Source organism: Bradyrhizobium sp. UFLA05-125, from assembly GCF_059803515.1.
Window position 1 is genome coordinate 58,039 of sequence record NZ_JBANBJ010000040.1, and the last position, 22,160, is coordinate 80,198.

Below are 22,160 nucleotides of genomic sequence, written 5' to 3' on the forward strand. Positions count from 1 at the left end.
ATGCCTATTGCACGGAGACCCGCACCACACCCGCGCTCATCATGCCAAGCGCGCGAGCGGCAGGGACGGATAGATCAACGATGCGGCCACGGATGAACGGCCCGCGATCGTTGACGCGGCATTGAATCGAGCGCCCACCGTAGGACACCGTGAGCACGCTGCCGAACGGCCGCGTCCGGTGGGCGCACGTCAATTCGCCGTTCCTGGCGGCTTTTCCGTATCCGTAATATGAGGCTAGTCCGTTTTCGGCATGCGCTAGAGAAGAGGTCGCAAGACAGAACAATAAAGTGGTCAGCGCTCGCACGGCACCCCTCCGGGTTCGCCCTGCCCGGCGCTGCAAACGTCGATCTGTTCCTTGAAGTTCCAGAAGCACTGCCGGTTCACGGCCGGCAGTGCCATCACACATTGTTACGATTTGTGAAAAACCAGAGTTCGCAGCTCGATGCTTTCGCGTGGCGGCGCATCGGTCGGCGTGGTCGGATCGACGAACGCAGTATGTGGCCCGAAGCGGGTGCGGCCGTCAGTTGCGGAATCATAGCACTTCAGAAGCAGCGCTTCGTCTGGCGTCATCTCCGGAAAATAGAACCAGCGATGGTTCGGATTATATTTCACCGAATAGGTCTCGCCGCGGCGGTTGGGATAGATCAGATCGGAGGCCACGAGGTCGTCGGGGGCAATCGTCGCGCCGTCGGCCATTGCGAGCGGAGAATCACGCAAGGGACCGCGGATCGGACGCCAGAGATTGATAACCTGCACCCGGCCCTTGAGAAGCTCCTCGGCTTCATCCGGCAAGTGCTCGCGCACGCGGTTGGCGCCCGAGGTGACGGTCTGGTCGACATGAACGCGCGTTGCGGGCTGGCGCGGACCTGCGCCGCGGATGTCGGCGGCGCCATCAACACGCTTGCGCACGGTGTGATCGAAGATGACCACGCGATCGGCCTTCAGCGTCGCACGCAGGAAGGCTTCAACGGCGGGATAGTAGATCGTCCTCACCTCTTCGTCGTTGTAAAAATCCTTCACGCGCGTCGGATGCCGCACCAGCGCGAAACCTTCGCGATCGAGCGAGAAGTTTTCCGCAATCAGACGCCCGTCGAAGATCGGGACCTGGTGCGGCTCGGGCAATGAGGTGCTTTTCGGCTCGCCCGGCGGCGGATCAAACGCGTAGGTGCGGGGTTTGCCGGATGTGGGTGCGAGATAGTTGAGCTCGGCTGTGACGAAGGGAAGCGATTCGATTTTTGTTTGTTGCAGGCCCATGGCCAGTCTCCCGATGTGGTCGTCTGCCTGATTTTTGACGGGAGGTAGCGTGCGGCAAGGGTGGCGATGCAAATAGCAATGAGGCTGTTGTCGGGAATGGAGAACGCAGAAGGAATATTTCGACAATAGCAACCGAGAGGGAAGCCTCGTTCTCATCTCACGAATGCTTGAGCATTTTTGTGAGATCTCGTGCCCCGGACGCAGCGCATCACGCAGTGGTGCGCTGCTGAGCCGGGGCTAATGTTGCAGGGAGCCGATGTGTGGCATGGGTCCCGGCTCGGCGGTGCAGCATTGCACGCTGCACTGCGTCCGGGACACGAGAGCGTCGTTACAATCCCGCTTTCTCGATCGCGTCCGAGAAGCTGCGGTCGACGATCTCCGCCGCTTCGCGCTTCTGCTTGATCAGGCCCCAGCGAAAATAGAGATCGATGGTGCCCTGCTCGTCCGTGACCACGCTGTCGTCGATCGGCGTGATGCGGATCTTTGCGCGCGAGAGCCAGTTGAGCGGCACTGCGGTCGGGATGTTCATCAGCTTGCCCCAGGTCTCGGCATAGCTGTCCAGATTGTTGATCGACCAGGCGCGCGCGGCGGTGAGGCGCCGGATGAAGTCGGTCAGCTCGGCGCGCTTGTCGCGGATCGCTTCTAGCCGCGCCACCTGAAAGCTGAGGCCCGGCGTCAGGCCTTCCGAGGTGATGATGCGACGCGACTTGAACAGCACCTCCTCCTGGCTGACATAGGGCTCCCAGGTCGCCCAGGCATCGACCGAGCCCTGGCTATAGGCGATCTTGGCATCGGACGGCGCGAGGAACACGATCTGCACGTCGGCCGCAACCCAGCCGTTCTTTTCCAGCGCCGCCAGAATGAGCTGATGGCCGATCGAACCACGCCCCGTTGCGATCTTCTTGCCGCGCAGACCGTCAAAGCTCTTGATGGACGAGTTCTCCGGCACGAGGATGGCAAGCCCCTCGCGCGTCTGCCGGATGGCCGCGATCGCCTTCACTGGCGCACCGGAGGCGGCGGCGAACGTAAAAGGGGCATCGCCCACGAGCCCGGTCTCGATCGCGCCCGCGCTCAGCGCTTCGAGCAGCGGCGCCGCTGCCGGAAATTCCTTCCACTCGATCCTGTACGGTACATCGTTGAGCTGGCCTGCCGCTGCCATCACGGCCCGCGCATTGCCCTTCTGATCACCGACGCGCAAGGTTGTTTGTGCTGCTGCGAGGTCGATCGAACCGAACAGCAGCGCGCCGGCGAGCATCAGCCTGATCATTCCGCCGCCTCGCCGCGGGCGACCTGGCGCTTGGCGATCAGTACGCGCGTCAGCGGGATCAGCTCGCGGCCGTATTCGATGGCATCGATCAGCGGATCGAAGCCGCGGATCAGGAAGTGCGAAATGCCGAGGTCATAGTAGTCGCCGAAGGCTTCGGCGACCTGCTCGGGCGTGCCGACGAGCGCGGTCGTGTTGCTGTTGGCGCCGGTCAGCTTTGCGATCTCGGTCCACAGGCGCTTGTCGATGCGGCTACCCTGGTCGGCGAGCGCGAGCAGACGGCGGGCGCCGGCGGTAGCGTGGCCGTCGGCCGGCTTGCGATAACCGGTCTTGTCCTGAAGCGCGCTCGCACGCGCCAAAATCGCTTCCGCCTTCTCCCAAGCCTGCTTTTCGGTCGGCGCGATGATCGGCCGGACCGAGAGGCTGAAGCGCGGCGTCGGCCGGCTGTGCCTTACCGCCGCGTTGTGGACGCGCGAGGTGACGTCACGCACCTGGGCATAGGATTCGCCCCACAGCGCGAAGGTGTCGGCATGCTTGCCGGCGACGTCGATCGCAGCATCCGAGGCGCCGCCGAAATAGATGCGAATGCCCTCGGGACGGAAAGGCTTCACCTGCGCAAAGCCGTTCTCGACCTGATAGTACTTGCCCTTGTAGGTGAATGGCTTGTCGCTGGTCCATTCCAGCCTGACGATGTCGAGGAATTCGGACGTGCGGGCGTAACGCTCGTCCTTGTCGTCGAGCGTATTGCCGTCCTGCCGCAGCTCCGTGGCATTGCCGCCGGTGATGACGTGCAGCGCGACGCGGCCGCGCGAGAACTGATCGAGCACGGCAACCTGCCGCGCCAGCAGCGTCGGTGCGGTGAAGCCGGGACGCTGCGCGATCAGCACGTTGAGGCGGTCGGTGACATTCAGCACGTGCTGAGCCACCTGAAGGGCGTCGGGGCTCGTCGAATGGAACGCGAGCAGTGCCCGATCGAAACCGGCATTTTCATGCGCCTTCGCCACCGCCTCGACATGGGTGGGGTTCAGGACCGGCCCCTCACGGACGATCGTCTCCGACGAATTATTGTTGCTGATGAAGCCGATGAACTCGATCGACATTGATCTCTCCTTTGTGACTTTCAAAACCCCAGCGCAGCGCGGCCAAGGCCAACGCGCGTCGAATCGTCCTGCGGGGTGTGCACGCGGCCGCACAGCACGTCGCGATGGTGCCGCTCCAGCGGGTTGGTGCGGCTAAGACCGTGATTGCCGGTGAGCGACAGCGCGTCCTCGACCACGGCCACCGCGTTGTTGGTCACGGTGAGCTTGATCGCGTTTGATTCGGCGGCCGACAGCTCGATACCGTCGTCGAAGTCGCCGGCAAATGAATTGATCAACCGGGCGTTGACGGCAAGCCTGGCCTCGATGGCGCCGAGCACCTCCTGGGCGCGGGGAAGCGTCGCAAGCGGCGCACCGAGGCTGGAGGGCGCGCGCTTCTTCAGGAAGTCGATCAGCCAGTCGCGCGCGGCGCGCGCGACGCCGTCATAGATCGCGGCGATGAAGACGGTATGAGTGGTCGCCTGCGTGGCATCGAGCCCGCGCCAGTCCGCGGGCTTGCGAACATCGATCTCGTGGTCGAGCGGGAATACGACCTCGTCGAAGATGACATCGTGGCTGCCGCTCGCGCGTAGCCCATGATGGTCCCAGGTCTCGACGATGCGCGTGCCCGGGAGGCCTGCCGGCACCAGGAATTGGCCGACGCGCGGCTCCTCTTCATCTGTTCGCGCCCAGACCAGGTACCATTTCAGGATCGGCGCGCCGGTCGAATAAATCTTGTGGCCGGAGAGGCGCCAGCCGGTCTCGGTCCGCCGCGCGATCGTTGCGGGCAGGCCGCCGCGTGCGGGCGAGCCGAGCTCCGGCTCGACGCGCAGCGCGTTGACCAGCGCGACGCCCTCCACCGTCTCGCGGGCGAGCTTGCGCGACAGGCGGCCCGGCCAGGTCGGGCTGCGCGCCATCACGAGATGGTTGATGTAGTGCATCGATAGCACCAGCGCGGTGGACGGATCGGCCTGGGCAATGATGCCGACGATCCGCGCCGCATAGCGCACGCCCGCGCCGGCACCGCCGAGCGCGGCGGGTACCGTTAGCGACAACAGGCCGGCTTCCGACAACTCCTTGAAATTATCGAAGGGAAAGCTGGCCGCGCGATCATGCTCGGCGGCACGTCGGGCGAAGACCGCGGCGAGACCCTGCGCACGCTCGATGTAGTCCTGCTCGCCTTGGGCCGCGCGGCTTTTTGCGGCCGAGTTGCCGTATGGTGTCACCATGTGGCGTCGAGCCCCAACAGGCCGAGGATCTGGCGGCGCAGCTCCGCGAGATAGGGATCGCCGCGATGGCGCGGATAGGACCGATCGACGCGGATGTCGGCCTTGACGCGCGCGGGACGCTCGCTGAACACGATGACGCGGTTGGCGAGGAACAGCGCCTCCTCCGCATCGTGGGTCACGAGAAGAGTGGTAAAGCCCTTGCGCCGCCACAGCGAGACGAGCTCGGCCTGCATGGTGATGCGGGTGAGCGAGTCGAGCTTGCCGAGCGGCTCGTCGAGAATCAGGATTTTCGGATCGTTGACGAGCGCACGCGCGAGCGCGACGCGCTGCGCCATGCCGCCGGAGAGCTGATGCGGATAGGCGTTGCGAAATTCCGACAGCCCGACGAGATCGAGGGCCGCATCGGCGCGCGAACGCTGGCTCTTCAGGATGCCCCGAGCCTCGAGGCCGAGTGCGACGTTGTCCCAGACCGTGCGCCAGGGAAACAGCGTCGGATCCTGGAACACGACGACACGCGTGGGATGCGGGTGCGTGATACGGGTCTCGTCCTCGCGCAAGGCGCCGGCCCGCGGCTTCTCGAGCCCAGCGACCAGTCGCAGCAGCGTGGACTTGCCGCAACCGGATGGCCCCAGCAGCGCAACGAACTCGCCAGGCTCGACCGCGATGCTGACGTCGCTGAGCACCGGAAGCTCGGTGCCGTCGATGTCGAAGGCATGGCTGACCTGCTCGATGTCGAGCGCGGCGCCCGCGGCTGCATAAGCGATGACCTCGGCCGTCGCTACCATTTGACGGTCCCCTTCTGCCAGACCAGGAGGCGATCGCGGATCGCGAACAGCAGCGTGATTGCGCCGGAGCAGAGCAGCGACATCACGATCAGCGCCGCATACATGTTGGCGTAGGCGGCCCAGCCCTGCGCCCATTGCAGGTACCAGCCGAGGTCCGCCTTGACACCGATCATCTCGGCGATGACCAGGACGGCAAAGGACGCGCCGAGCCCCATGAACAGGCCGACAAAGACGTGCGGCAGTGCTGCGGGGATTGCAACCTTCAGCACCAGGAAGGACGGCCTTGCACCCAACGTGCGCGCGACGTCGTAATAGGCGTTGCTGACACTCGCGACGCCCGACCAGGTCAGCACGGTGACGGGAAACCCGGTCGCCAGCGCGATCAGGAAGGTCGAAGCGCTCCAGCTCGACGGAAAGGTGAAGAAGGCGATCGGCAGCCAGGCGGTGGCCGGCAGTGGGCCGATGAAGCGCAGGACCGGATGCACCCAATAGCCAATTGCGCGCGACCAGCCGATCGAAACGCCGGTGAGGAAGCCGATCGCTGCACCGATGAGATAGCCGCCGAGCTGGAGCCGGACAGAGGCAAAGACGCTGTCGAGCAGCTTCGGCAGATCGTCGGTATAGACCTCGATGATCGCCTGCGGCGGCGGGAAGAACGGCAGCGGCAGCCAGGCGAATTTTGCAGTCGCGACCTCCCACAGCGTCAGGATCAAGCCGAGCGCCAGCAGCCACGGCGCGCGGTTGCGCAAGGCGCGTCCGGCAGAACCGAGGTAATCGGCGCAGACCGTCCCGAATAGCGCGAAGGCGGCGATGATGAAGGCGGCGATGCCGAGCGAATGCGTGCGGGACCAGTCGCCGACATCCTCCCACCAGAGGCACGACAGGCCGAAGGCGATCCAGGCCAAGCTCGCCGCGATGCCGGCGCCGGATTCCCTCAACCAGCCAGAAAGCGCGACCTCGCGCGGCGCAACGGAGGCAACGCCGTCAGACAGCGAATACGTCGACATAGATGCGCTCCGCGAATTTGGCGGTATCGGTGCTCTGCTTGAAGACTTGCACGCTCTTCAGGTCGTCCGCATAGGCCTTGAGCTCGCGCTTGAGCACCTCGCCGACGGGATGGTGATGATGGGTGTGGTAACGCACGATGCCTTCGAGGTCAGCGAGCGACGCAGTTTTGGGCGCATAGGGCTGGAACGACTTTGCGGCCTTTTGCGGATTCTGCGACGAGAACATCGCGGCATCGAGCAGCGCCTGCGTGATCGCACGAGCGACCTGCGGCTCGTCGCGCACCAGGCTGCCGCGCAGACCGAGGATGCAGCAGCTCTTGTCGCGATATTCGCCGTCGAGATTGGAGGCGACCTCCTTGTACTGACTGTCCTTCAGCCAGAGATAGGCGAGCGGATCGGACGACAGGAAAGCCTGCACCTCACCCTTCTGTACCGCGACATCCAGCAGATTGCCCGGATAGGCGCGCCAGTCGACCTCCTTGAGCGGATCGATGCCGAGCTTTGCGAGCTGAATCGAGAAGAAATTCTTGTCGGGGCCGCCGAGATCGCCCACGGCGACGATCTTGCCCTTGATATCCGCAAGTTTGTCAACGCCGGAATCCGCGCGCGACAGAACACGCATGCAGCCGCCATGCGTGCCGGCCGCGATCTTGACGTCAAAGCCCTGCTCCAGCGGCTTCAGCCAGCGCAGCGCCATGCCGAGACCCGCGTCGCTCTTGCCCGTCGCAATCGCCTCCAGGAGCTGATCGGTCGAGCCGGAATAATTGACGAGCTCGACGTCGAGATTCTGCCTCTGGAAAAATCCGTGCTCGATCGCCACGGGGACCGGCGCGAGGCAGACGGCGCCGGCATTCCACGACAGCTTAAGCTTGCGCGGCGCGCCGATGAGCGCCGGTGCATCGGAGGACGTCTGGCACAGCGGGAACTCGTTGAAATCGATCGCCGGCGCGATCGCGCGCGGCGCAAAGGCCTGCGCACCGATGGCTCCGAGTGGCGCCGCGAAAGCCGCAGCGAGGCTGGCCTGGAGCAAATGGCGCCGATCGAGCCCCGATCCGCTGCGCTTATTCTCGTTGTTATCCATTTGCTTCGACTCCTCATTACCCCAGGGCTCCGCCGTCCACGCAGCGCGTCGCGTTGCGTTGCGTTGCGCTCGTCCCGTGCGGAGCCGCGTTAGGAGAAAAAATTTCTCGAGGCGATCCCCTGCCTCTTCACTGCGCTGCGCAAATGATGCGGCGCGTTGACGGCATCGTCAATGAAATGGAATTTCGAATGTTGCGAGCAGCGCAGTCATTCTCTCCACCGGTGCGCGCATCAACGACGAAACGATTTCTTCGAATTCGGCGCGATCTGCTCGTCGTCACGCACCTCATGACGAGGCCATCCCTTGCACAATCTTCACGCATATCTGCCGACGCGCACATCGCCTTCTCGCAAGCATCCGTTCAATGAAACGTCCTTCTGGCAAGCGCGCGCAATTCGGTTGGCCGTTTCATTGACTGCGGCCTCTCGGCTCATAAACTTGACCAGCCCAATGCATCATCGCTCACGCCAAGTGAGCCAGGAAGAAACAAGAAGCATCATATGAGCATCAATTCCGACTCGCACGATCACTCCCTCACGCGCAGGCTTGCGGCGTCGCTGGTCGCGGCCGCCATGACCCTATCGACGGCCGCCGCATCGTTCGCTGCCGACACGGTCGTGCTGCGCGTCGGCGATCAGAAAGGCGGCAACCGTTCGCTGCTCGATATCTCCGGTTACGCCAAGGATCTACCCTACAAGATCGAATGGTCCGAATTTCCGGCGGCGGCGCCCATCCTGGAGGCGCTCAACGCCGGCGCGCTCGACGTCGGCTACACCGGCGATCTCTCCTTCCTGTCGGTCTATGCCGCGGGCGCGCCGATCAAGGCGATCGGCGGCACCAAGTCGGACGCGAAGACGCAAGCGATCCTCGTGCGGCAGGATTCGCCGATCAGGTCGGCCGCCGACCTCAAGGGCAAGCGCCTCGCCGGCACCCGCGGCGGCTGGGGCCAGTTCCTGATCGACGCGACACTCGAGAAGGCGCAGATCAAGCTCGACGACGCGACCTTTGCGCCGCTCGGCCCGGTCGACGCCAAGATCGCGCTCGTCGCAGGCTCGGTCGATGCATGGGCGGTATGGGAGCCGTATGTCTCGTTCGCGACACTGAAGGACAAGGCTCGCGTGATTGCCGACGGCGAGGGCCTGACGCCGACCATCACCTTCATCGTTGCCTCCGACAGCGCCATCGCGAGCAAGCGCGCCGCCGTGCAGGATTTCCTGCAGCGCTTGAACAAGGCGCGGCTGTGGTCGCTCGATCACAACAGTGAGTATGCGAAGAACACTGCCGAGCTGACCAAGCTGCCGGAAGACGTTCTGCTCAGCGCCTACTCCGCGCAGCGCACCAGCCCGATCGTGATTGACGAGAACGTGGTGAAGGAGGTGCAGGAGGCCTCCGATCGCGCCACGCGCTACGGCATCCTGCCGAAGAAGCTCGACGTCAGCCAGGCTGTCGACCGCAGCTTCACGGCGGCCGCGGCAGGATCGAACTGAGGAGCCCAAAGATGAGCGGTCCGCCCCTCAAGGCCGGGCCGCTTCACCTTGCGGCGATCGTGCTGGTGCACCTCGCCTGCATGGCGGCGATGGTCTGGTTGTCGTTGTGAGGCCCGCCGCGCTTAAGAGAAAGATGAGAGGAAGATAAGGCGTGCTTAAGGACTCAAGGGAGCCTCCGCCCTAGCATCGCCTCTGGTGACGTCCACGCCCCCCGCATCAATCGGGAGACCGCGTGGCGCCTTATTTCAGGAGGATTTTGATCATGACCATTTCATCACGCACACCTTCTCCCTCGCGTTCGGACAACAACACTGTCCGGAATAGCTATCGGATCGCCGCCCTCTGTGCGTTCCTGACGATCTGCGTTTCCTCGGCCAGCCCAGCCATGGCGGCGATGGAATGCGCCTCCGGCTATGTGTGGCGGATCGCCGTTCCGAGCGACCTCGTCTGCGTCACGCCGGAGTCCAGGAGCGTCGTCGCAAGCGAGAACGCAAGGGCCGCCAGCCGGCATCAGCCCGGCAGCGACATATGCCAGTCGGGGTATGTCTGGCGCGAGGCGTTTTACGGCGACAAGGTCTGCACGACACCTGAACGCCGCAGCGAAGTTCGCCAGGAGAACCTGGTCGCCTCGCAGCGCGTCGCGCAATAGCCGCGACTGAAAGCCGCGACGGAAGGGGGCGTCAGAGCAACCGGAATTCGTGTTCCGGTTGCTCGCGCGGCAGGCACGCGCTTACAATGGAATTCGCCCAGCGGCCGCCACCGTTCGCAAGGCGCAGGTGATCCGCGGGCTGGAGATCAGCGCCATGGCAGCCGATCAATATGTTCGCTACGACCCCTCTGTCGAAGAGCCAAGTCCCGAAGAGGCCGACGCCGTCCGGGACATCGTCGCCTCGATCGAGCGGACCAGCGACGCCACCTTCAAGCGATTCCACCACGGCATTCGCCAGCAACATGCCAAAGGCGTCGGCTTCCTGCGCGGCGAGCTGACCGTCTACGACAATCTGCCGGCGCATCTGCGCCAGGGCCTGTTCGCAAAGCCTGCCCGTCATCCGATTATCGTCCGGCTCTCCACCGCTTTCGGGCTCAAGAGCGATCGCGTTCGCGCGCCCCGCGGCATGGCGATCAAGGTCCTGGGTGTGTCCGGCGACAAGGCGCTGGCGGATGACACTTCGACCAACCAGGATTTCCTTCTCGTCAATCACCCGAGCTACATGGCCGATGCCAAGGCTTATCTGGCAGCCCAGCGCAACGTCGAGCGCAATCTGAATACCCCGGACGTCGGATTCAGGATCGTGGGTTTCTTCTCGCGCATCGCCATCACGGTTTCGAACGCGACTGGCGCCCCTATACCATTGCTTGCGAAGGCGCTTGGCGACCCCGGCAACAACATCCTCGGCGAAACCTTTCACACCGAGGGCACGCTTCGCTTCGGCGACTATATCGCGAGGATCCGGGCGGTGCCGGTCTCGGATGCCGTGCGCAGGCTCACGGGTCAGCCCAGCCATGACGGCGACGAAATCGTGCGGGACTCGGTCACGGAGTTCTTTCGGGAAAACTTTGCGGAATATGAGCTGCGAGCCCAGCTCTGCACCGACCTGAAACGCACGCCGGTCGAGGATTCCTCGATCGACTGGCCAGAGGATGTCGCGGTGCCACAGCCGCTGGGCAAGATCACCCTTCCCTCACAGGCCGCCAATACCTCCACACGCCGCGACTACGCCAATGATGTCCTGTCGTTCGATCCCTGGCGTTGCCTGGCCGATCATCAGCCGCTCGGCTCGATCATGCGGCTGCGCAGGGATGCCTATCGCGCGTCGCGCGAGCGACGGCACAAGCAGAACGGACCGATCCCGCCGCCCAGAGAACCGCAAGATATCAGCGAGTTTCCCGATTGATGTCAGGCCGGCAGATGCAACTGTCCGCTGCACCGGCAATCTCGGTGCGGGCGAAGAATGGCAGCGAGCGCAGCGGGTCGTCAGGCGCGAGCGAACTCTCCAGCGACTTCACAACCGTATGAGAGTGCCGTCTCCAGTTCGCTGCCTTCCGTGCCTCTCCACGGCTGGCGTAAAACTCGGCGAGCGAGGCGTAGACCCGCCACGCCGCGTAGGGTAGCCCAGCACGGTGAACGGTCGAAACGGCCTCGGACAGGTGCCGCCTGGCGCTCTCCACATCGCCGCTCAGTAGCGCAATTCTCGCCATCACCTCCTGACACAGCGCGAGGAACGGCCGATCCGGTGCCGCGCTCGCCACCCCGTGGAACCGGCTCGCGGCCGCCTTTGCCTGGTCGAGGTCGCCGGCCTCGATCCAGTACTCGCAGCAGTTCAGCAAATACTGCGGCATGACCAGCGACTCGATCGGCACACCGTCCACCTCCATCCGCCGCTCGACGGCATCGAGATGCTGTCGCGCCAGAGTGAGGTTGCGCATCCCGAGCTGGGCGCGCACCAGCAAATTCCTGCCGAGGAAGAAAGTGAACGGGTTTGCCTCGAGCATCGGGGCGATGACTTCCTGCGCCTGTCTCGCCGCAGTCTCATGGTCCCCTGCCGCGGCATGAAGCCACCCGATCGTGAGCTGGCATAGGGCGCGCGCCTGCGGATTCGCGTTCCGCTCCGCGATGGCGAGCGCCGAGCGAACGCTCTGCTGCAGCGCCCCCCATTCGCCCACGTAGAGGGACGCGAACGCTTCGACGGACTCATAGAGCACGAAGAGGTAGACGTCGCCGAGCACGCGGGCGAGCTGCTTGCCCCTGCTCGTCGCATCAATGCAGGCCGGATAGTTCGACCTCAGGAACTCGAGCACCATTTCCATGGAGCAGCGACGCAAGCGCATGCTGAGGTCTTGCGCTTCCGAGATCAGTGCCGACGCCTGCTCCGAGAACTCGGCGTCCTCGCGGCTCCAGCCGCGAAGCATCAGCTTCAGATTGGCGACGTTGCCCCTAACCAGGGCAGCGAATGCAGCGTCATCGATCGCCCGGCTCTTCGCCAGTGCCTGCTCGGCGAAGGGCAGGCATCGTCGCCTATCGACATAGAGGCAGAACCTGCTGAGATCGACCAGCGCGTTCACCTCCTCCCGAACGAGGCCGTTCTCGGCTGCATGGGCGAGGATCGCGCCGAGATCCTGCAGCGAGTTCAGGAAGTCGCCACCGGCTCGCCAGGCCCAGGCGCGCTGCAACAGCAGCTTCAGGCGCGTCGGCACCTGCACGTTTGTCGGCAGATGCGGCACGAGATCCAGGGCACGCGTGAGGTAGTTCGCAGCCTCGCGCGTGCTGAAGCGCCGCGCCGAACCCTCGGCCGCCGTGGCGAGATAGCGCATTGCCTTCGGAAAATCGCGCCCGAGCTCGAAGTGACGCGCGAGCACCGAGGCGACCTCCCCGGCTTGTGATCCATACCCGCGCTCGAGACTGACACCGAGCCGCACGTGGGTATTCACGCGGCGGGCCGGCGCCAGCCGCTGGTACAGCATCTCCTGGTACAGCGCGTGCTGGAACGCGTAGCGGCCGGAGACCTCTCCGCTCGGCCATTCGGTCGAACCGGCTACGAGGATGATGCGGCCCGCACGCGCGAGCTCCTCGCACATCTGCTCCACGTCCAGCACGTTTCGATCGAGCGCGTCCGCGATGTGCAGCGCCGAGAACTCGGCCCCCGCCGCGCTCGCGACCTCGAGCAGGCTGCGCTCCTCAGCCGTGAGATGATCGATCTGCCGCGCGATCATGCCCTGCAAATCGCGCGGCATGCTGTCGTGCGAGGCCGCCTCCTCACGCTCCAGCCGCCACCTGCCGTTATCCTCGACGAGCACGCGCTGGGCAACGAGATGATCGAGGAGCGACGTCACGAACAAGGGCTGCCCCTCGGTCCGCGCGAAGATGCGCTCGACCAGTTCGCCGGCGAGTTCGGCCGAGTTGAAGCGCAGGGCGAGGTAGCGCTCGACGTCGCCGTCCGTCAGCCGATCGAGCGCGAGCTCGGTCGCACGTCCGTGGATCTGGAGATCCTGGTGGACGGCCTTGACCGGATGTCCGCCGACGGCGACTTCCATCGGCCGATAGGTGGCGAGAACGAGGATCGCCGCCTTCCGGTCCCGCCGCGCGAGGCGCGACAGAACATCCACGGTAGCAAGATCACTCCAGTGCAGGTCTTCCAGGATGATGATCCAGGGCCGCTTCGCGGCGATGCTCTCCAGAAGATCGGCGAACTCACGCAGCATGCGTTCCCGCGTCGCGCCAAAAACCTCCTGCTGGAAGGCGACGCGATCGCCTTCACCAAGGAAACCCGGCATCTGGGCGAGCCACGTCGGCGCGTGCTCGCGAATGGCGGCGAGCATTGCGGCGTCTCCCTCGCCGCGGCATCGTTCGTTGAGGGCTTCAATCAGCGGCAGGAAAGCCTCGTGGGTGCCGAACAATTCGTTGCAACCGCAATGCAGCACACCGGGTCTCTCGCCTGCCATCCGATCGAGAGCCATCTGAACAAGCGTCGTCTTGCCTATTCCGGCTTCGCCGGTGATGAATACGACCTGACGCTGACCGGCGCGGACCTTCTGCAACGCGGTGTCGAGTGTCTCGAGCGCCGTCGTGCGTCCAACACGCCATTGCCGCCTGCGGTCCGCGACGTCCTCGGACGGCTCCTCCAACCGTTCGGCGGCCGACGATGGTGTGGTGGTAACGGGTGCGATGAAGCGATAGCCGCGTCGCGTGACCGTCTCGATGTAGCTGGGCGACTGCCTGTCGTCACCGAGCGCCGCACGCAGCGCATTCATAGCAACCGCGAGACTCGACTCGCTGACATGCAGATCCGACCAGACTGCGTCGAGCAGCTCTTCTTTCGTGACGAGCTCGCCCGGACGACCGATCAGGCAGCAGAGGACCTCGAAGGGTTTCGGCGCCAGCACGACACGCTCCGGTCCGCGCCACAGCAGCGCATTGGCGCGATCGAGCCGAAACTGACCAAAGGCGAGCTCGTCTCTCCGCACGGCCGCGACCTCCGGATGATTTCCGAGCTTAAGAGAAAGCTCAGTCAAATGTAAGGACGGCGTAAGGACTCCTGCCGTTTCTCGGCGTTAGCGTCGCGCCTGGCGATGTCGTGAACATCACCAGGAAGCATTTCATCACGCTGTCTTTTTCAATCAGGGCAGTCGATGCCCAAATTTTGGCAGGGAGTTGACCATGCCACTTCCATACCGCAGAGGTATTTTTTCAACCCGTGATTGCGAAGGCTGGTTCGTATTCGTCTACGCGATCGCCTGCGTGCTTGCCGCCGTCTATTTCTCGTCGTCGGAGCCAATCGTCATCGACGCCGGCTTTGCGATCATCGCGCTTCTGCCGTGACCAGCGCCGGATAGCGCGCCCATTACCCGCGCTCGCGCGCGACAGCGCGAGCGCGGAGTCTCGGTCGGCCGACCTGTCAGGGCTACCCTCGCGCGACTCGTGCGATCACCAATAGCCGCCGCCATAGTAGGGGCGGTATGGCCGGTAGTAGCCAGAGCCGTAACCGTAATACGGTCGATACGGGCGGGCATAATAGGGCGAATAGGCGTAGCCGGGCGCGTAGCCGTAATAGGCTGGCGCGTAGCCACCGCCGTAGCCATAGGGGCCGCCGTAATACGGATCACCATAGTAGCCGTAAGGCGCGCTGCTCGCGATGGCGCCCCCGATGATGGCCCCGGCCGCGAGCGCTCCGACTCCCCAGCCGAATCCGCCGCCGCGCCATCCCCATCCGCCGCGCCAGTACACCTGCGTGACGTCGTTGGAGACAATGGCCTTGATCGTCGCCACATTGGTCGGCATTGGCGCCGCCGCGGCCTGTTGCGCTTGGCCCGCCATGACGGCACCGGCGAGCGAACAGGCTATTGCCGTTTTCCAGATACTCATCACCTTGCTCCCTGTCTGACGTTTCGTTTGGCAAAAGGGTCGCACGCCGCATGATCTGGCATCTTTGCGCTGAATCAAAGCGTCCGCTTGCGTGCACCGCACAAGCATCCCGGCCCGTCGTCGATCGCGACCGCCTCAAACCTGAGAAAGCCGGCGCGGATCGACCCCGCGCCGCCGCGGGCGCTGAAATGCCGCAGGACGAGCACCCGCAAGCGACAGCCGAAGCGGCTACTTCGTCCTCATGCCCGGATCGGCCGCCGATGCCATGAGATCGCGCGCCTCGCGGCCGCCATGCGTAAACCAGCTCTGGCGCAGATCGACATTTCTGAACGTGCCCGAGCCAAGCAGGCAGCCGGCTGCCGTCGGGACCACGACGAAATCATTGCCGAAGGCGAGCACGTCGATGCGATAGGTGTGCGTCCCCGCATCGACGAGCTCCCAGCGGCCTTGCAGCAACTGCGCGTGGCGATCGCTTTTGGCGATGGCGGTGCCGTTTTCCGTCAGTGACAGGGCCCACGCCCCGTCGAAGGAGGAGGTCTCCGCGCAGGGCGAGAGGACCTGCCAGGCCTCGGCGAGATCGCGTTGCTGTACGGGGTGATCCGGAGTGCCGGTCAGGTAAGCCAGCCCGACTGAAAGCAGCCGCAGCAGGCCGAACATTTCGTTGGCGCAGGGCATCGGATAAATCCAAAAAAATATGAAAGCGATCTGAAATAGCCTTTAGCCTACCACCCTTCCGGGGCGGTCTGGAAGGCTCGGCAATCAAAAAAAGCCGAGCCGGAGGGCGGCCACGACCTATGGCAACCAACAGGGCACTTTCCGAATTGTTATCCGTGCCGCTAGAATTCTGCTTCGATGCAAGCGCCGCCGGCTTCCCACGCGGGAAGTTTCGGGGCGATAAAAACGGGGCCCCCGGGAGGACAGAATGAATCGTGTTGGAAATGAGCCACTCGCGCGCCAGGCCCTGGCCTTCGTTCTCGCCGGCGGACGAGGAAGTCGTCTTCTCGAGCTCACCGACCGGCGTGCCAAGCCGGCGGTCTATTTCGGCGGCAAATCCCGCATCATCGACTTCGCGCTGTCGAACGCCGTGAATTCCGGCATCCGGCGCATCGCGGTGGCCACCCAGTACAAGGCCCACAGCCTGATCCGGCATCTCCAGATGGGCTGGAACTTCTTCCGGCCCGAGCGCAACGAGAGTTTTGATATCCTGCCAGCGAGCCAGCGCGTCTCGGAGACGATGTGGTATGTCGGCACGGCCGATGCCGTCCACCAGAACATCGACATCATCGAGTCGCACGGCGCCCGCTTCATCGTGGTGCTCGCCGGCGATCACATCTACAAGATGGATTACGAGGTGATGCTGCGGCAGCACGTCGAGAGCCGCGCCGACGTCACCGTCGGCTGCCTCGAGATGCCGCGCACTGAATCCTCCGGCTTCGGCATCATGCATATCGACGAGAACGGCATCATCCAGTCCTTCCTCGAGAAGCCGAAAGACCCGCCGCCGATGCCCGGCAAGCCCGACATGTCGCTTGCCAGCATGGGCATCTACGTCTTCGACGCCAAATTTCTATACGACGAGCTGAAGCGCGACGCCGCCGACCTCAACTCGAGCCACGATTTCGGCAAGGACATCATTCCCTACATCGTCAAGAACGGCCGCGCGGTGGCGCACCAGTTCTCGAGCTCATGCGTCCGCTCCGGCGACGACACGCGCTCCTATTGGCGCGACGTCGGCACCGTCGACGCTTACTGGGCCGCCAACATCGATCTCACCGACGTTGTGCCGGAGCTCGATCTGTTCGACCGCTCATGGCCGATCTGGTCGTATGCGGAGATCACGCCTCCCGCCAAATTCGTGCACGACGAGGAGAGCCGGCGCGGACAGGCGGTGAGCTCGCTGGTATCAGGCGGATGCATCATCTCCGGCGCCTCGCTGCGGCGGTCGCTGCTGTTCACGGGCGTGCGGATCAATTCCTATGCCAATGTCGAGAACGCCGTGATCATGCCTTACGTGAATGTCGGCCGCGGCGCGCAGCTGCGCAACGTCGTGATCGACCGTGGCGTCGAGATTCCCGAAGGACTCGTCGTTGGTGAGGATCCGGAAGCCGATGGCGCGCGGTTTCGCACCACCGAGCAGGGCATCTCGCTCATCACCCAGCCGATGATCGACAGGCTGAGTGCATGGCATTGATGCGCGTTCTCGCCGTCGCATCGGAAATCTATCCGATCATCAAGACCGGCGGTCTTGCCGATGTCGCCGGCGCGCTGCCGGCCGCATTGAAAGCCCATGACGTCGAGATGCGGACGCTGCTGCCGGGCTATCCGCCCGTCATGCGGGCCTTGCCGCAGGCGAAGGAAATCCGGCGCTGGCCGGACTATTTCGGTGGGCCCGCGCGCCTGCTCGCGGGCACGCAGGACGAGCTCGACCTCTTCGTGCTCGACGCGCCACATCTCTACGAGCGGCCGGGCAACCCTTATGTCACCGCGGAGGGTACCGACTGGCCCGACAATGGCGTGCGCTTTGCGGCGCTGTCGCGCGTCGCCGCCGATATCGGCCTCGGCCTCGTCCCTTCGTTCGTGCCCGATGTCGTGCATGCACACGACTGGCAGGCGGGATTGCTGCCAGCCTATCTGCACTATGCCGGCGGTCCCCGTCCCGGGACCGTGATGACCATTCACAACATGGCCTATCAAGGCAAGTTCGCCTATGAGATGCTTGCTTCGTTCAGCCTGCCGCCGGAGTCCTTCGGCCTCCGAGGCGTCGAATATTTTGGCGGGATCAGCTTCCTGAAGGCCGGCCTGCAATTCGCCGACCGCATCACCACGGTGTCGCCCACCTACGCACGGGAGATTCAGGGCGACGAGGGCGGCATGGGGCTCGGTGGCCTCTTGCGCGAACGCTCCGGCGTGCTCAGCGGAATCCTCAACGGCATCGATATCGGCGTCTGGAATCCCGAGACCGACCCCCACATCGCCTATCGCTTTGGCGCGAAGGAGCTGCAATTCCGGGCCGCCAATAAAGCAGCGCTGCAGAAGCAGTTCAATCTCGCGCCCTCGGCGGATGCGCTTCTGCTCGGCGTGATCAGCCGGCTGTCGTGGCAGAAGGGCCTCGATCTCCTGCTAGATGCCATTCCGACGATACTTGGCGAAGGCATGCAGCTCGCACTGCTCGGCAGCGGCGATGCGGACCTCCAGGAGCGCTATCAGGCCGCTGCACGTGCCCATCCCGGCCGCATCGCCGTCGTGATCGGCTACGACGAGATCCTTGCCCACCTCATCCAGGCGGGCTCCGATGCGCTCGTCGTGCCGTCGCGTTTCGAGCCGTGCGGCCTCACCCAGCTTTGCGCCCTCCGCTATGGCGCCGTGCCGGTGGTCTCGCGCGTTGGCGGGCTTGCGGATACGGTGGTGGACATCGGCGAGGCCGATAGCAGCGGCCACGACGCGACCGGATTCAAGTTCGCCCCGGTGACGGCGGAGGGGCTCGCAGCCGCGCTGCGCAAGGCGAACCTCGCCTTCCATGACCATTTGACCTGGCGCAGGCTGCAACTGAGCGGCATGACGACCGACGTCTCCTGGCGTAACCGGGCGGGCGACTATGCGGCACTCTATCGCACGCTCATAGCAGCCCGCCGGTAATGATGGGGCAACAGACGCATTTCCATCAACGAATCCGTGCTATAGGGCGGCCACCATGGAACCGCTCATCGTTAAGCTGCTCGGGTTCGCTGCGGCAACCTGCACGACCCTCGCCTACACCCCGCAATTCATCAAGGTCTGGAAGACCCGCTCCACCGAAGACATCTCGCTCGGCATGTTCCTCGCGATGATGCTGGGGCTTGCACTCTGGCTGATCTACGGACTGCTCTCGGGCGATGCGCCGCTGGTCGCCGCCAACGGGATCACCATGGTGCTCGCCGGCGGCATCCTGGTCATGAAACTGAAATACGGATGAGGACGGCCTGGTGGTCCCTGCCGGATAAACGCTGCTGCTCTCGAACATTCCAAGGCAAGCGATGGGATCACTGCCCCTCGGCCTGAACCGGGGGCTTCTGCTCGCCCTGGAGGCTCTGGCTCAACGACGCGAGCGCAGTCTTCAGGTCTTCGGAGATCGGCGCCAGGTCATTAAGGTCCTCGAAGGCTTGCGACACACGCTCATTCGCTGATTTCTCGAACGGTTCGAAGCCGTCGGAGATGCGCGTTTCTCCCCCGAGAACGATGGCAGCGGCAATTGGCGCGAGCAAAAGAACTGCGGCTCCAATGATGCCGGGTTTGCGATTGCCGTGACGGATCGGTGACGACTGCAAGAGGTGATCGGTGGTCATTGTCTTACCTCGCGACGTTCGGTGCCTGCATGATGCCGATCGTCGCGAACAAACGGTAGATCTCGCGTCCACCATTAAGAGGTACTCAAGCGGAGGCGCTTCTTACTTGAAATGCAGAACTATGCGGTCCGTGACCTTTTCGAGCGAAAGGTCGCCGGAGGTTATGCCCGGCAATGCGGATATTCAGCCACCGAACTCGTACGACGCCATCGCGACGTTTGCGACCTCATCGACGAACAGACGGTGCCCCGTATCGCCATCCGCCGCACCGGCCGCGACCATCAGCGGCAGCAGGTGGTCCTCTCGCGGATGGGCGAGGCGCGCGCCCGGCGCGTTCTGCCACTCGATCAGCATGGCGTTGCGCCGCGCGGCGTCCGGCTGGCCGATCGCCTCGTTCAGATAGGCCTCGAACTCATACGACACGGACTTCGATTCCGCGCGTCCGAAGCCGCGCATGTTGTGATAGGTGAGACCGCTGCCGATGATCAGAACGCCCTCGTCGCGGAGCGCCGCCAGCGACTGGCCTACCCTGATATGCTCGGCCGGATCGTAGCTCGATTTCAGCGACAACAGCACGATCGGCATATCGGCATTCGGATACATCAGGCCGAGCGGCACGAAGGTGCCGTGATCAAAGCCCTGATTGGCGTCCTCGCGGCAATCGACGCCGGCATGACCCAGAAGCTCCTTCACCCGCGCGGCCAGCGCCGGTTCGCCTGGCGCGGGGTATTTGAGGTGATAGGTATGCTCGGGGAAACCGTAGTAGTCGTAGACCATCGGCGGATGTGCCGAGGTCGAGACCGTGAACTGGTCCGTCTCCCAATGACCGGTGATGACGAGCACCACCTTCGGCCGTGACGGCAGTCGTTGGGGTAGCCGGCCGAACTCCTGCGCGGTCTTGGCATATTGCACCCGCCTGTCGTCCATGAATGGCCAGGGTCCACCGCCATGCGACAGGAAGAAGGTCGGAAATCGCGTCATCGCCTCGGCTCATCTCTCTTGCAACAAGCGCGAGGCGTAGCCCTACGCGCTTTTCGGCGGCGAGCATAGGGAAACGCGCATGGTTAGCAAGCCGTTAACGATTTGCCTTCCAAAATCCGCAGCCGGTCGAAGCACTCGGCCAGTTGGTTTTTGCGGGAAGCAGGATGGCAAAGTTTGCGCTGGGGGACGTCGTCAACAGTGAGAAGGGTCGCCGCGGGGTGGTCCGCGCCGCCTACGTGTCGAGAGAAGGCCGGCAGTGCTACGCCGTCGAGAAGGACGGTGCGATGGACTTCATCGAGGAAGAGCGGCTGACGGCGGCGCCCCGCGTCGAGCTCGCAGCGTAGTCTCTTCGCTCACCCCTTCGGGCTCCGCCGTTCGAGATGGTCGAGGGGGCCCGACAGCGGATCGTCTCGGCTTGCTATTCCGTCATTGGAGATCTGCAGCAAGCGCTCGCCTTCCGAGCTTGCGTTCCAACGCGGCAGGCCCGGCCCGTTGGGATCACCCGTCCTGGCGAAATTGGTCCAGTAGCCGCGCAACTGACCCGCGAGCTCGCGGTCGGCGCGCGTAAAGGGGCTCGCGCCTGGCACGCCCTGGGCGCCGAAAACGAACTGCAATTCCGCACCGTGACCGCCATCGCCGTTCGCACGCTGGGCTTCGCCCGAATAGGCGAAGCGATAGCGGTAGGTCGGCGCGCCAGTCGCCGCGTGCAGACGCGCGAGGAACCGCGCGGGCTCAGTGAAGACCCGGTCCGTATAAAGCCGGGCGGCAAGCTCCCCGGGTTTGCCGGAAAGACCCGGATAGAGCGCCTTCAATCGATCGGCGGATTCACCGGCGAGGCGGAGCTCCTCCTTCAGATCGGGCTCACCGACAAAACTCGTCTCGTCCTCGTTCGAGCCGATGATCATCGGGATGCGGCTTTCATGCGCAGCACCGAAGCCGCTCGCGATATCTTCCGTCACGAGCCGTCCGTCCAGCACCGGGCCGAAGCTGCGCGCAGATTTGGCGAACAGCAGGGTTTCGGCCGCGAGCAGCATTCTCGTATCCGACGCACGCGGATCAGACGTACTCCTGTCGCGCGCGACCAGGGAGAACACACGTTGCCCAACGGCCTCAGCCTCTTGCAGCGGTGCTATGCCTTGGCGCGCAGGCAGCGACTGCAAGATCGCCTTATGAAACAACTCGCGTGCCTCTCGGCAAAGCATCAGAAGGGCAATCGAGGTCGCGCCGGAGCCCGAACCGAACAACGTGACGTTGTTGGGATCGCCGCCGAACGCGGCGGCATTGTCATGAACCCAACGCAGCGCCGCGATCTGGTCCATCATGCCGTAATTGGCGCTTGCGCCGTCGGGCGCATTCACGGCGAGCGCGGGATGCGCAAGCCAGCCGAACACGCCGAGACGATAATTCACCGTCACGACGATGATGCCGGCCTGCGCAAGCTTCGCGCCATCGAACAAGGGATCGTTCGCCGTGCCCGTGACGAAGCCGCCATCATGGAAGAAAACCATCACCGGCAGCGGGCCATCGACGCCGAAGGGCCGAAAGACGTTCAGCGTCAGACAATCCTCGCTCGCATGGGGCATCGCAGGCTGCAGGCACGCCGGACCAAAATCGTAGGCGGTTCGCATCTCCGAGCTCTCGGCGAGCGCCTCTGGCGCGCGCCATCGGAGTAGCCCGACTGGCGCGGCCGCGTACGCCAGTCCCTTGAAAGAAGCCACCTCGCCTTCGACAGCGCCGAGCATCTGGCCTTCATGCGTCAAGGCAAACGGGTATTGCCCGGCCTGCTGGGCCGCGGCCAAGCCGACCTGTCCCAG

The 22,160-nt window shown here is 64.2% G+C and carries 22 protein-coding genes; 8 read left to right on the forward strand and 14 right to left on the reverse strand.

Annotation, left to right across the window (positions count from 1 at the left end; genetic code table 11):
- Nucleotides 1–4: 4 nt before the first annotated feature.
- From SO156_RS28585 to SO156_RS28620, 8 genes are all read right to left on the reverse strand, one after another.
- Nucleotides 5–304: a septal ring lytic transglycosylase RlpA family protein gene (locus SO156_RS28585; RefSeq protein WP_498537077.1), complete on the reverse strand. Its 300-nt coding sequence runs from the start codon at nucleotides 302–304 to the stop codon at nucleotides 5–7.
- A gap of 104 nt (nucleotides 305–408) precedes the next feature.
- The gene (locus tag SO156_RS28590; RefSeq protein ID WP_498537078.1) at nucleotides 409–1,254 is read right to left on the reverse strand and encodes a CmcJ/NvfI family oxidoreductase; all 846 of its coding nucleotides are present in this window, start codon (nucleotides 1,252–1,254) and stop codon (nucleotides 409–411) included.
- Between the two features lie 328 nt (nucleotides 1,255–1,582).
- Complete coding sequence (locus tag SO156_RS28595) at nucleotides 1,583–2,521, reverse strand: ABC transporter substrate-binding protein (RefSeq protein WP_498537079.1); 939 nt, start codon at nucleotides 2,519–2,521, stop codon at nucleotides 1,583–1,585.
- Nucleotides 2,518–3,618 carry an LLM class flavin-dependent oxidoreductase gene (locus SO156_RS28600; protein WP_498537080.1) on the reverse strand — a complete coding sequence of 367 codons (1,101 nt, stop codon included), beginning with the start codon at nucleotides 3,616–3,618 and terminating at the stop codon, nucleotides 2,518–2,520. Before SO156_RS28600 ends, SO156_RS28595 begins: the two co-directional genes overlap by 4 nt.
- Before the next feature lie 20 nt (nucleotides 3,619–3,638).
- On the reverse strand, nucleotides 3,639–4,823 hold the full coding sequence (locus tag SO156_RS28605) for an acyl-CoA dehydrogenase family protein (RefSeq protein ID WP_498537081.1): 1,185 nt from the start codon (nucleotides 4,821–4,823) through the stop codon (nucleotides 3,639–3,641).
- Nucleotides 4,817–5,608, reverse strand: coding sequence for an ABC transporter ATP-binding protein (locus SO156_RS28610; protein WP_498537082.1), 792 nt, complete (start codon nucleotides 5,606–5,608; stop codon nucleotides 4,817–4,819). Before SO156_RS28610 ends, SO156_RS28605 begins: the two co-directional genes overlap by 7 nt.
- Entirely contained in the window at nucleotides 5,602–6,615 is a 1,014-nt protein-coding gene (locus tag SO156_RS28615) for an ABC transporter permease (protein ID WP_498537083.1), read from the reverse strand. The genes SO156_RS28610 and SO156_RS28615 overlap by 7 nt, the downstream gene beginning before the upstream one ends.
- Nucleotides 6,593–7,696, reverse strand: a complete 1,104-nt coding sequence (locus SO156_RS28620; protein WP_498537084.1) for an ABC transporter substrate-binding protein — start codon at nucleotides 7,694–7,696, stop codon at nucleotides 6,593–6,595. Before SO156_RS28620 ends, SO156_RS28615 begins: the two co-directional genes overlap by 23 nt.
- A 500-nt stretch (nucleotides 7,697–8,196) precedes the next feature.
- Between SO156_RS28620 and SO156_RS28625 the strand changes: the two genes are divergently transcribed.
- The 3 genes from SO156_RS28625 (at nucleotide 8,197) to SO156_RS28635 (ending at nucleotide 11,078) form a co-directional block, all read left to right on the forward strand.
- Entirely contained in the window at nucleotides 8,197–9,183 is a 987-nt protein-coding gene (locus tag SO156_RS28625; RefSeq protein WP_498537085.1) for an ABC transporter substrate-binding protein, read from the forward strand.
- A 262-nt stretch (nucleotides 9,184–9,445) separates the two neighbouring features.
- Nucleotides 9,446–9,832, forward strand: coding sequence for a hypothetical protein (locus SO156_RS28630; RefSeq protein ID WP_498537086.1), 387 nt, complete (start codon nucleotides 9,446–9,448; stop codon nucleotides 9,830–9,832).
- A 154-nt stretch (nucleotides 9,833–9,986) separates the two neighbouring features.
- The gene (locus SO156_RS28635) at nucleotides 9,987–11,078 is read left to right on the forward strand and encodes a catalase family protein (protein ID WP_498537087.1); all 1,092 of its coding nucleotides are present in this window, start codon (nucleotides 9,987–9,989) and stop codon (nucleotides 11,076–11,078) included.
- Here the strand turns inward: SO156_RS28635 and SO156_RS28640 are convergent.
- On the reverse strand, nucleotides 11,059–14,145 hold the full coding sequence (locus SO156_RS28640; RefSeq protein WP_498537088.1) for an ATP-binding protein: 3,087 nt from the start codon (nucleotides 14,143–14,145) through the stop codon (nucleotides 11,059–11,061). The two genes, SO156_RS28635 and SO156_RS28640, sit on opposite strands and share 20 nt — an antisense overlap.
- 193 nt (nucleotides 14,146–14,338) lie before the next feature.
- Between SO156_RS28640 and SO156_RS28645 the strand changes: the two genes are divergently transcribed.
- Nucleotides 14,339–14,500, forward strand: a complete 162-nt coding sequence (locus tag SO156_RS28645; protein ID WP_458144224.1) for a hypothetical protein — start codon at nucleotides 14,339–14,341, stop codon at nucleotides 14,498–14,500.
- 105 nt (nucleotides 14,501–14,605) lie between these two features.
- Here SO156_RS28645 and SO156_RS28650 read toward each other — a convergent pair whose 3' ends face one another.
- Both SO156_RS28650 and SO156_RS28655 read right to left on the reverse strand, forming a co-directional pair.
- A complete protein-coding gene (locus SO156_RS28650; protein ID WP_498537089.1) occupies nucleotides 14,606–15,043 on the reverse strand; it encodes a hypothetical protein in 438 nt (145 codons plus the stop codon).
- Nucleotides 15,044–15,271: 228 nt separating this feature from the next.
- Complete coding sequence (locus tag SO156_RS28655) at nucleotides 15,272–15,700, reverse strand: hypothetical protein (protein WP_458144222.1); 429 nt, start codon at nucleotides 15,698–15,700, stop codon at nucleotides 15,272–15,274.
- A 265-nt stretch (nucleotides 15,701–15,965) separates the two neighbouring features.
- On the opposite strand from SO156_RS28655, the gene glgC reads away from it, so the two are divergent.
- Genes glgC through SO156_RS28670 form a run of 3 tightly spaced genes read left to right on the forward strand, consistent with a single transcriptional unit; the run spans nucleotide 15,966 to nucleotide 18,995 of the window.
- Complete coding sequence (gene glgC / locus SO156_RS28660) at nucleotides 15,966–17,234, forward strand: glucose-1-phosphate adenylyltransferase (RefSeq protein WP_498537090.1); 1,269 nt, start codon at nucleotides 15,966–15,968, stop codon at nucleotides 17,232–17,234.
- Nucleotides 17,225–18,679: a glycogen synthase GlgA gene (glgA, locus tag SO156_RS28665; protein WP_498537091.1), complete on the forward strand. Its 1,455-nt coding sequence runs from the start codon at nucleotides 17,225–17,227 to the stop codon at nucleotides 18,677–18,679. The genes glgC and glgA overlap by 10 nt, the downstream gene beginning before the upstream one ends.
- 55 nt (nucleotides 18,680–18,734) lie before the next feature.
- Nucleotides 18,735–18,995, forward strand: coding sequence for a SemiSWEET transporter (locus SO156_RS28670; RefSeq protein WP_498537092.1), 261 nt, complete (start codon nucleotides 18,735–18,737; stop codon nucleotides 18,993–18,995).
- Between the two features lie 67 nt (nucleotides 18,996–19,062).
- On the opposite strand, the gene SO156_RS28675 is transcribed toward SO156_RS28670, so the two are convergent.
- Together SO156_RS28675 and SO156_RS28680 are read right to left on the reverse strand one after the other, a co-directional pair.
- The gene (locus SO156_RS28675; RefSeq protein WP_498537093.1) at nucleotides 19,063–19,365 is read right to left on the reverse strand and encodes a hypothetical protein; all 303 of its coding nucleotides are present in this window, start codon (nucleotides 19,363–19,365) and stop codon (nucleotides 19,063–19,065) included.
- Nucleotides 19,366–19,548: 183 nt separating this feature from the next.
- On the reverse strand, nucleotides 19,549–20,346 hold the full coding sequence (locus tag SO156_RS28680) for a DODA-type extradiol aromatic ring-opening family dioxygenase (protein ID WP_498537094.1): 798 nt from the start codon (nucleotides 20,344–20,346) through the stop codon (nucleotides 19,549–19,551).
- A gap of 164 nt (nucleotides 20,347–20,510) precedes the next feature.
- Between SO156_RS28680 and SO156_RS28685 the strand changes: the two genes are divergently transcribed.
- On the forward strand, nucleotides 20,511–20,690 hold the full coding sequence (locus SO156_RS28685) for a hypothetical protein (protein ID WP_458144216.1): 180 nt from the start codon (nucleotides 20,511–20,513) through the stop codon (nucleotides 20,688–20,690).
- A 9-nt stretch (nucleotides 20,691–20,699) separates the two neighbouring features.
- Here the strand turns inward: SO156_RS28685 and SO156_RS28690 are convergent, their stop codons facing one another.
- The gene (locus SO156_RS28690) at nucleotides 20,700–22,160 is read right to left on the reverse strand and encodes a carboxylesterase/lipase family protein (RefSeq protein ID WP_498537095.1); all 1,461 of its coding nucleotides are present in this window, start codon (nucleotides 22,158–22,160) and stop codon (nucleotides 20,700–20,702) included.

Excerpts from the sequence above, each read along its gene's own strand:
- SO156_RS28645 (WP_458144224.1), top strand. The coding sequence starts at position 14,339 with ATGCCACTTCCATACCGCAGAGGTATTTTTTCAACCCGTGATTGCGAA.
- SO156_RS28655 (WP_458144222.1), bottom strand. The coding sequence starts at position 15,700 with ATGTTCGGCCTGCTGCGGCTGCTTTCAGTCGGGCTGGCTTACCTGACC.
- SO156_RS28600 (WP_498537080.1), bottom strand. The coding sequence starts at position 3,618 with ATGTCGATCGAGTTCATCGGCTTCATCAGCAACAATAATTCGTCGGAG.
- SO156_RS28620 (WP_498537084.1), bottom strand. The coding sequence starts at position 7,696 with ATGGATAACAACGAGAATAAGCGCAGCGGATCGGGGCTCGATCGGCGC.
- SO156_RS28630 (WP_498537086.1), top strand. The coding sequence starts at position 9,446 with ATGACCATTTCATCACGCACACCTTCTCCCTCGCGTTCGGACAACAAC.
- SO156_RS28615 (WP_498537083.1), bottom strand. The coding sequence starts at position 6,615 with ATGTCGACGTATTCGCTGTCTGACGGCGTTGCCTCCGTTGCGCCGCGC.
- SO156_RS28635 (WP_498537087.1), top strand. The coding sequence starts at position 9,987 with ATGGCAGCCGATCAATATGTTCGCTACGACCCCTCTGTCGAAGAGCCA.
- SO156_RS28675 (WP_498537093.1), bottom strand. The coding sequence starts at position 19,365 with ATGACCACCGATCACCTCTTGCAGTCGTCACCGATCCGTCACGGCAAT.
- SO156_RS28605 (WP_498537081.1), bottom strand. The coding sequence starts at position 4,823 with ATGGTGACACCATACGGCAACTCGGCCGCAAAAAGCCGCGCGGCCCAA.
- glgA (WP_498537091.1), top strand. The coding sequence starts at position 17,225 with ATGGCATTGATGCGCGTTCTCGCCGTCGCATCGGAAATCTATCCGATC.
- glgC (WP_498537090.1), top strand. The coding sequence starts at position 15,966 with ATGAATCGTGTTGGAAATGAGCCACTCGCGCGCCAGGCCCTGGCCTTC.
- SO156_RS28680 (WP_498537094.1), bottom strand. The coding sequence starts at position 20,346 with ATGACGCGATTTCCGACCTTCTTCCTGTCGCATGGCGGTGGACCCTGG.
- SO156_RS28610 (WP_498537082.1), bottom strand. The coding sequence starts at position 5,608 with ATGGTAGCGACGGCCGAGGTCATCGCTTATGCAGCCGCGGGCGCCGCG.
- SO156_RS28590 (WP_498537078.1), bottom strand. The coding sequence starts at position 1,254 with ATGGGCCTGCAACAAACAAAAATCGAATCGCTTCCCTTCGTCACAGCC.
- SO156_RS28650 (WP_498537089.1), bottom strand. The coding sequence starts at position 15,043 with ATGAGTATCTGGAAAACGGCAATAGCCTGTTCGCTCGCCGGTGCCGTC.
- SO156_RS28670 (WP_498537092.1), top strand. The coding sequence starts at position 18,735 with ATGGAACCGCTCATCGTTAAGCTGCTCGGGTTCGCTGCGGCAACCTGC.
- SO156_RS28685 (WP_458144216.1), top strand. The coding sequence starts at position 20,511 with ATGGCAAAGTTTGCGCTGGGGGACGTCGTCAACAGTGAGAAGGGTCGC.
- SO156_RS28625 (WP_498537085.1), top strand. The coding sequence starts at position 8,197 with ATGAGCATCAATTCCGACTCGCACGATCACTCCCTCACGCGCAGGCTT.
- SO156_RS28595 (WP_498537079.1), bottom strand. The coding sequence starts at position 2,521 with ATGATCAGGCTGATGCTCGCCGGCGCGCTGCTGTTCGGTTCGATCGAC.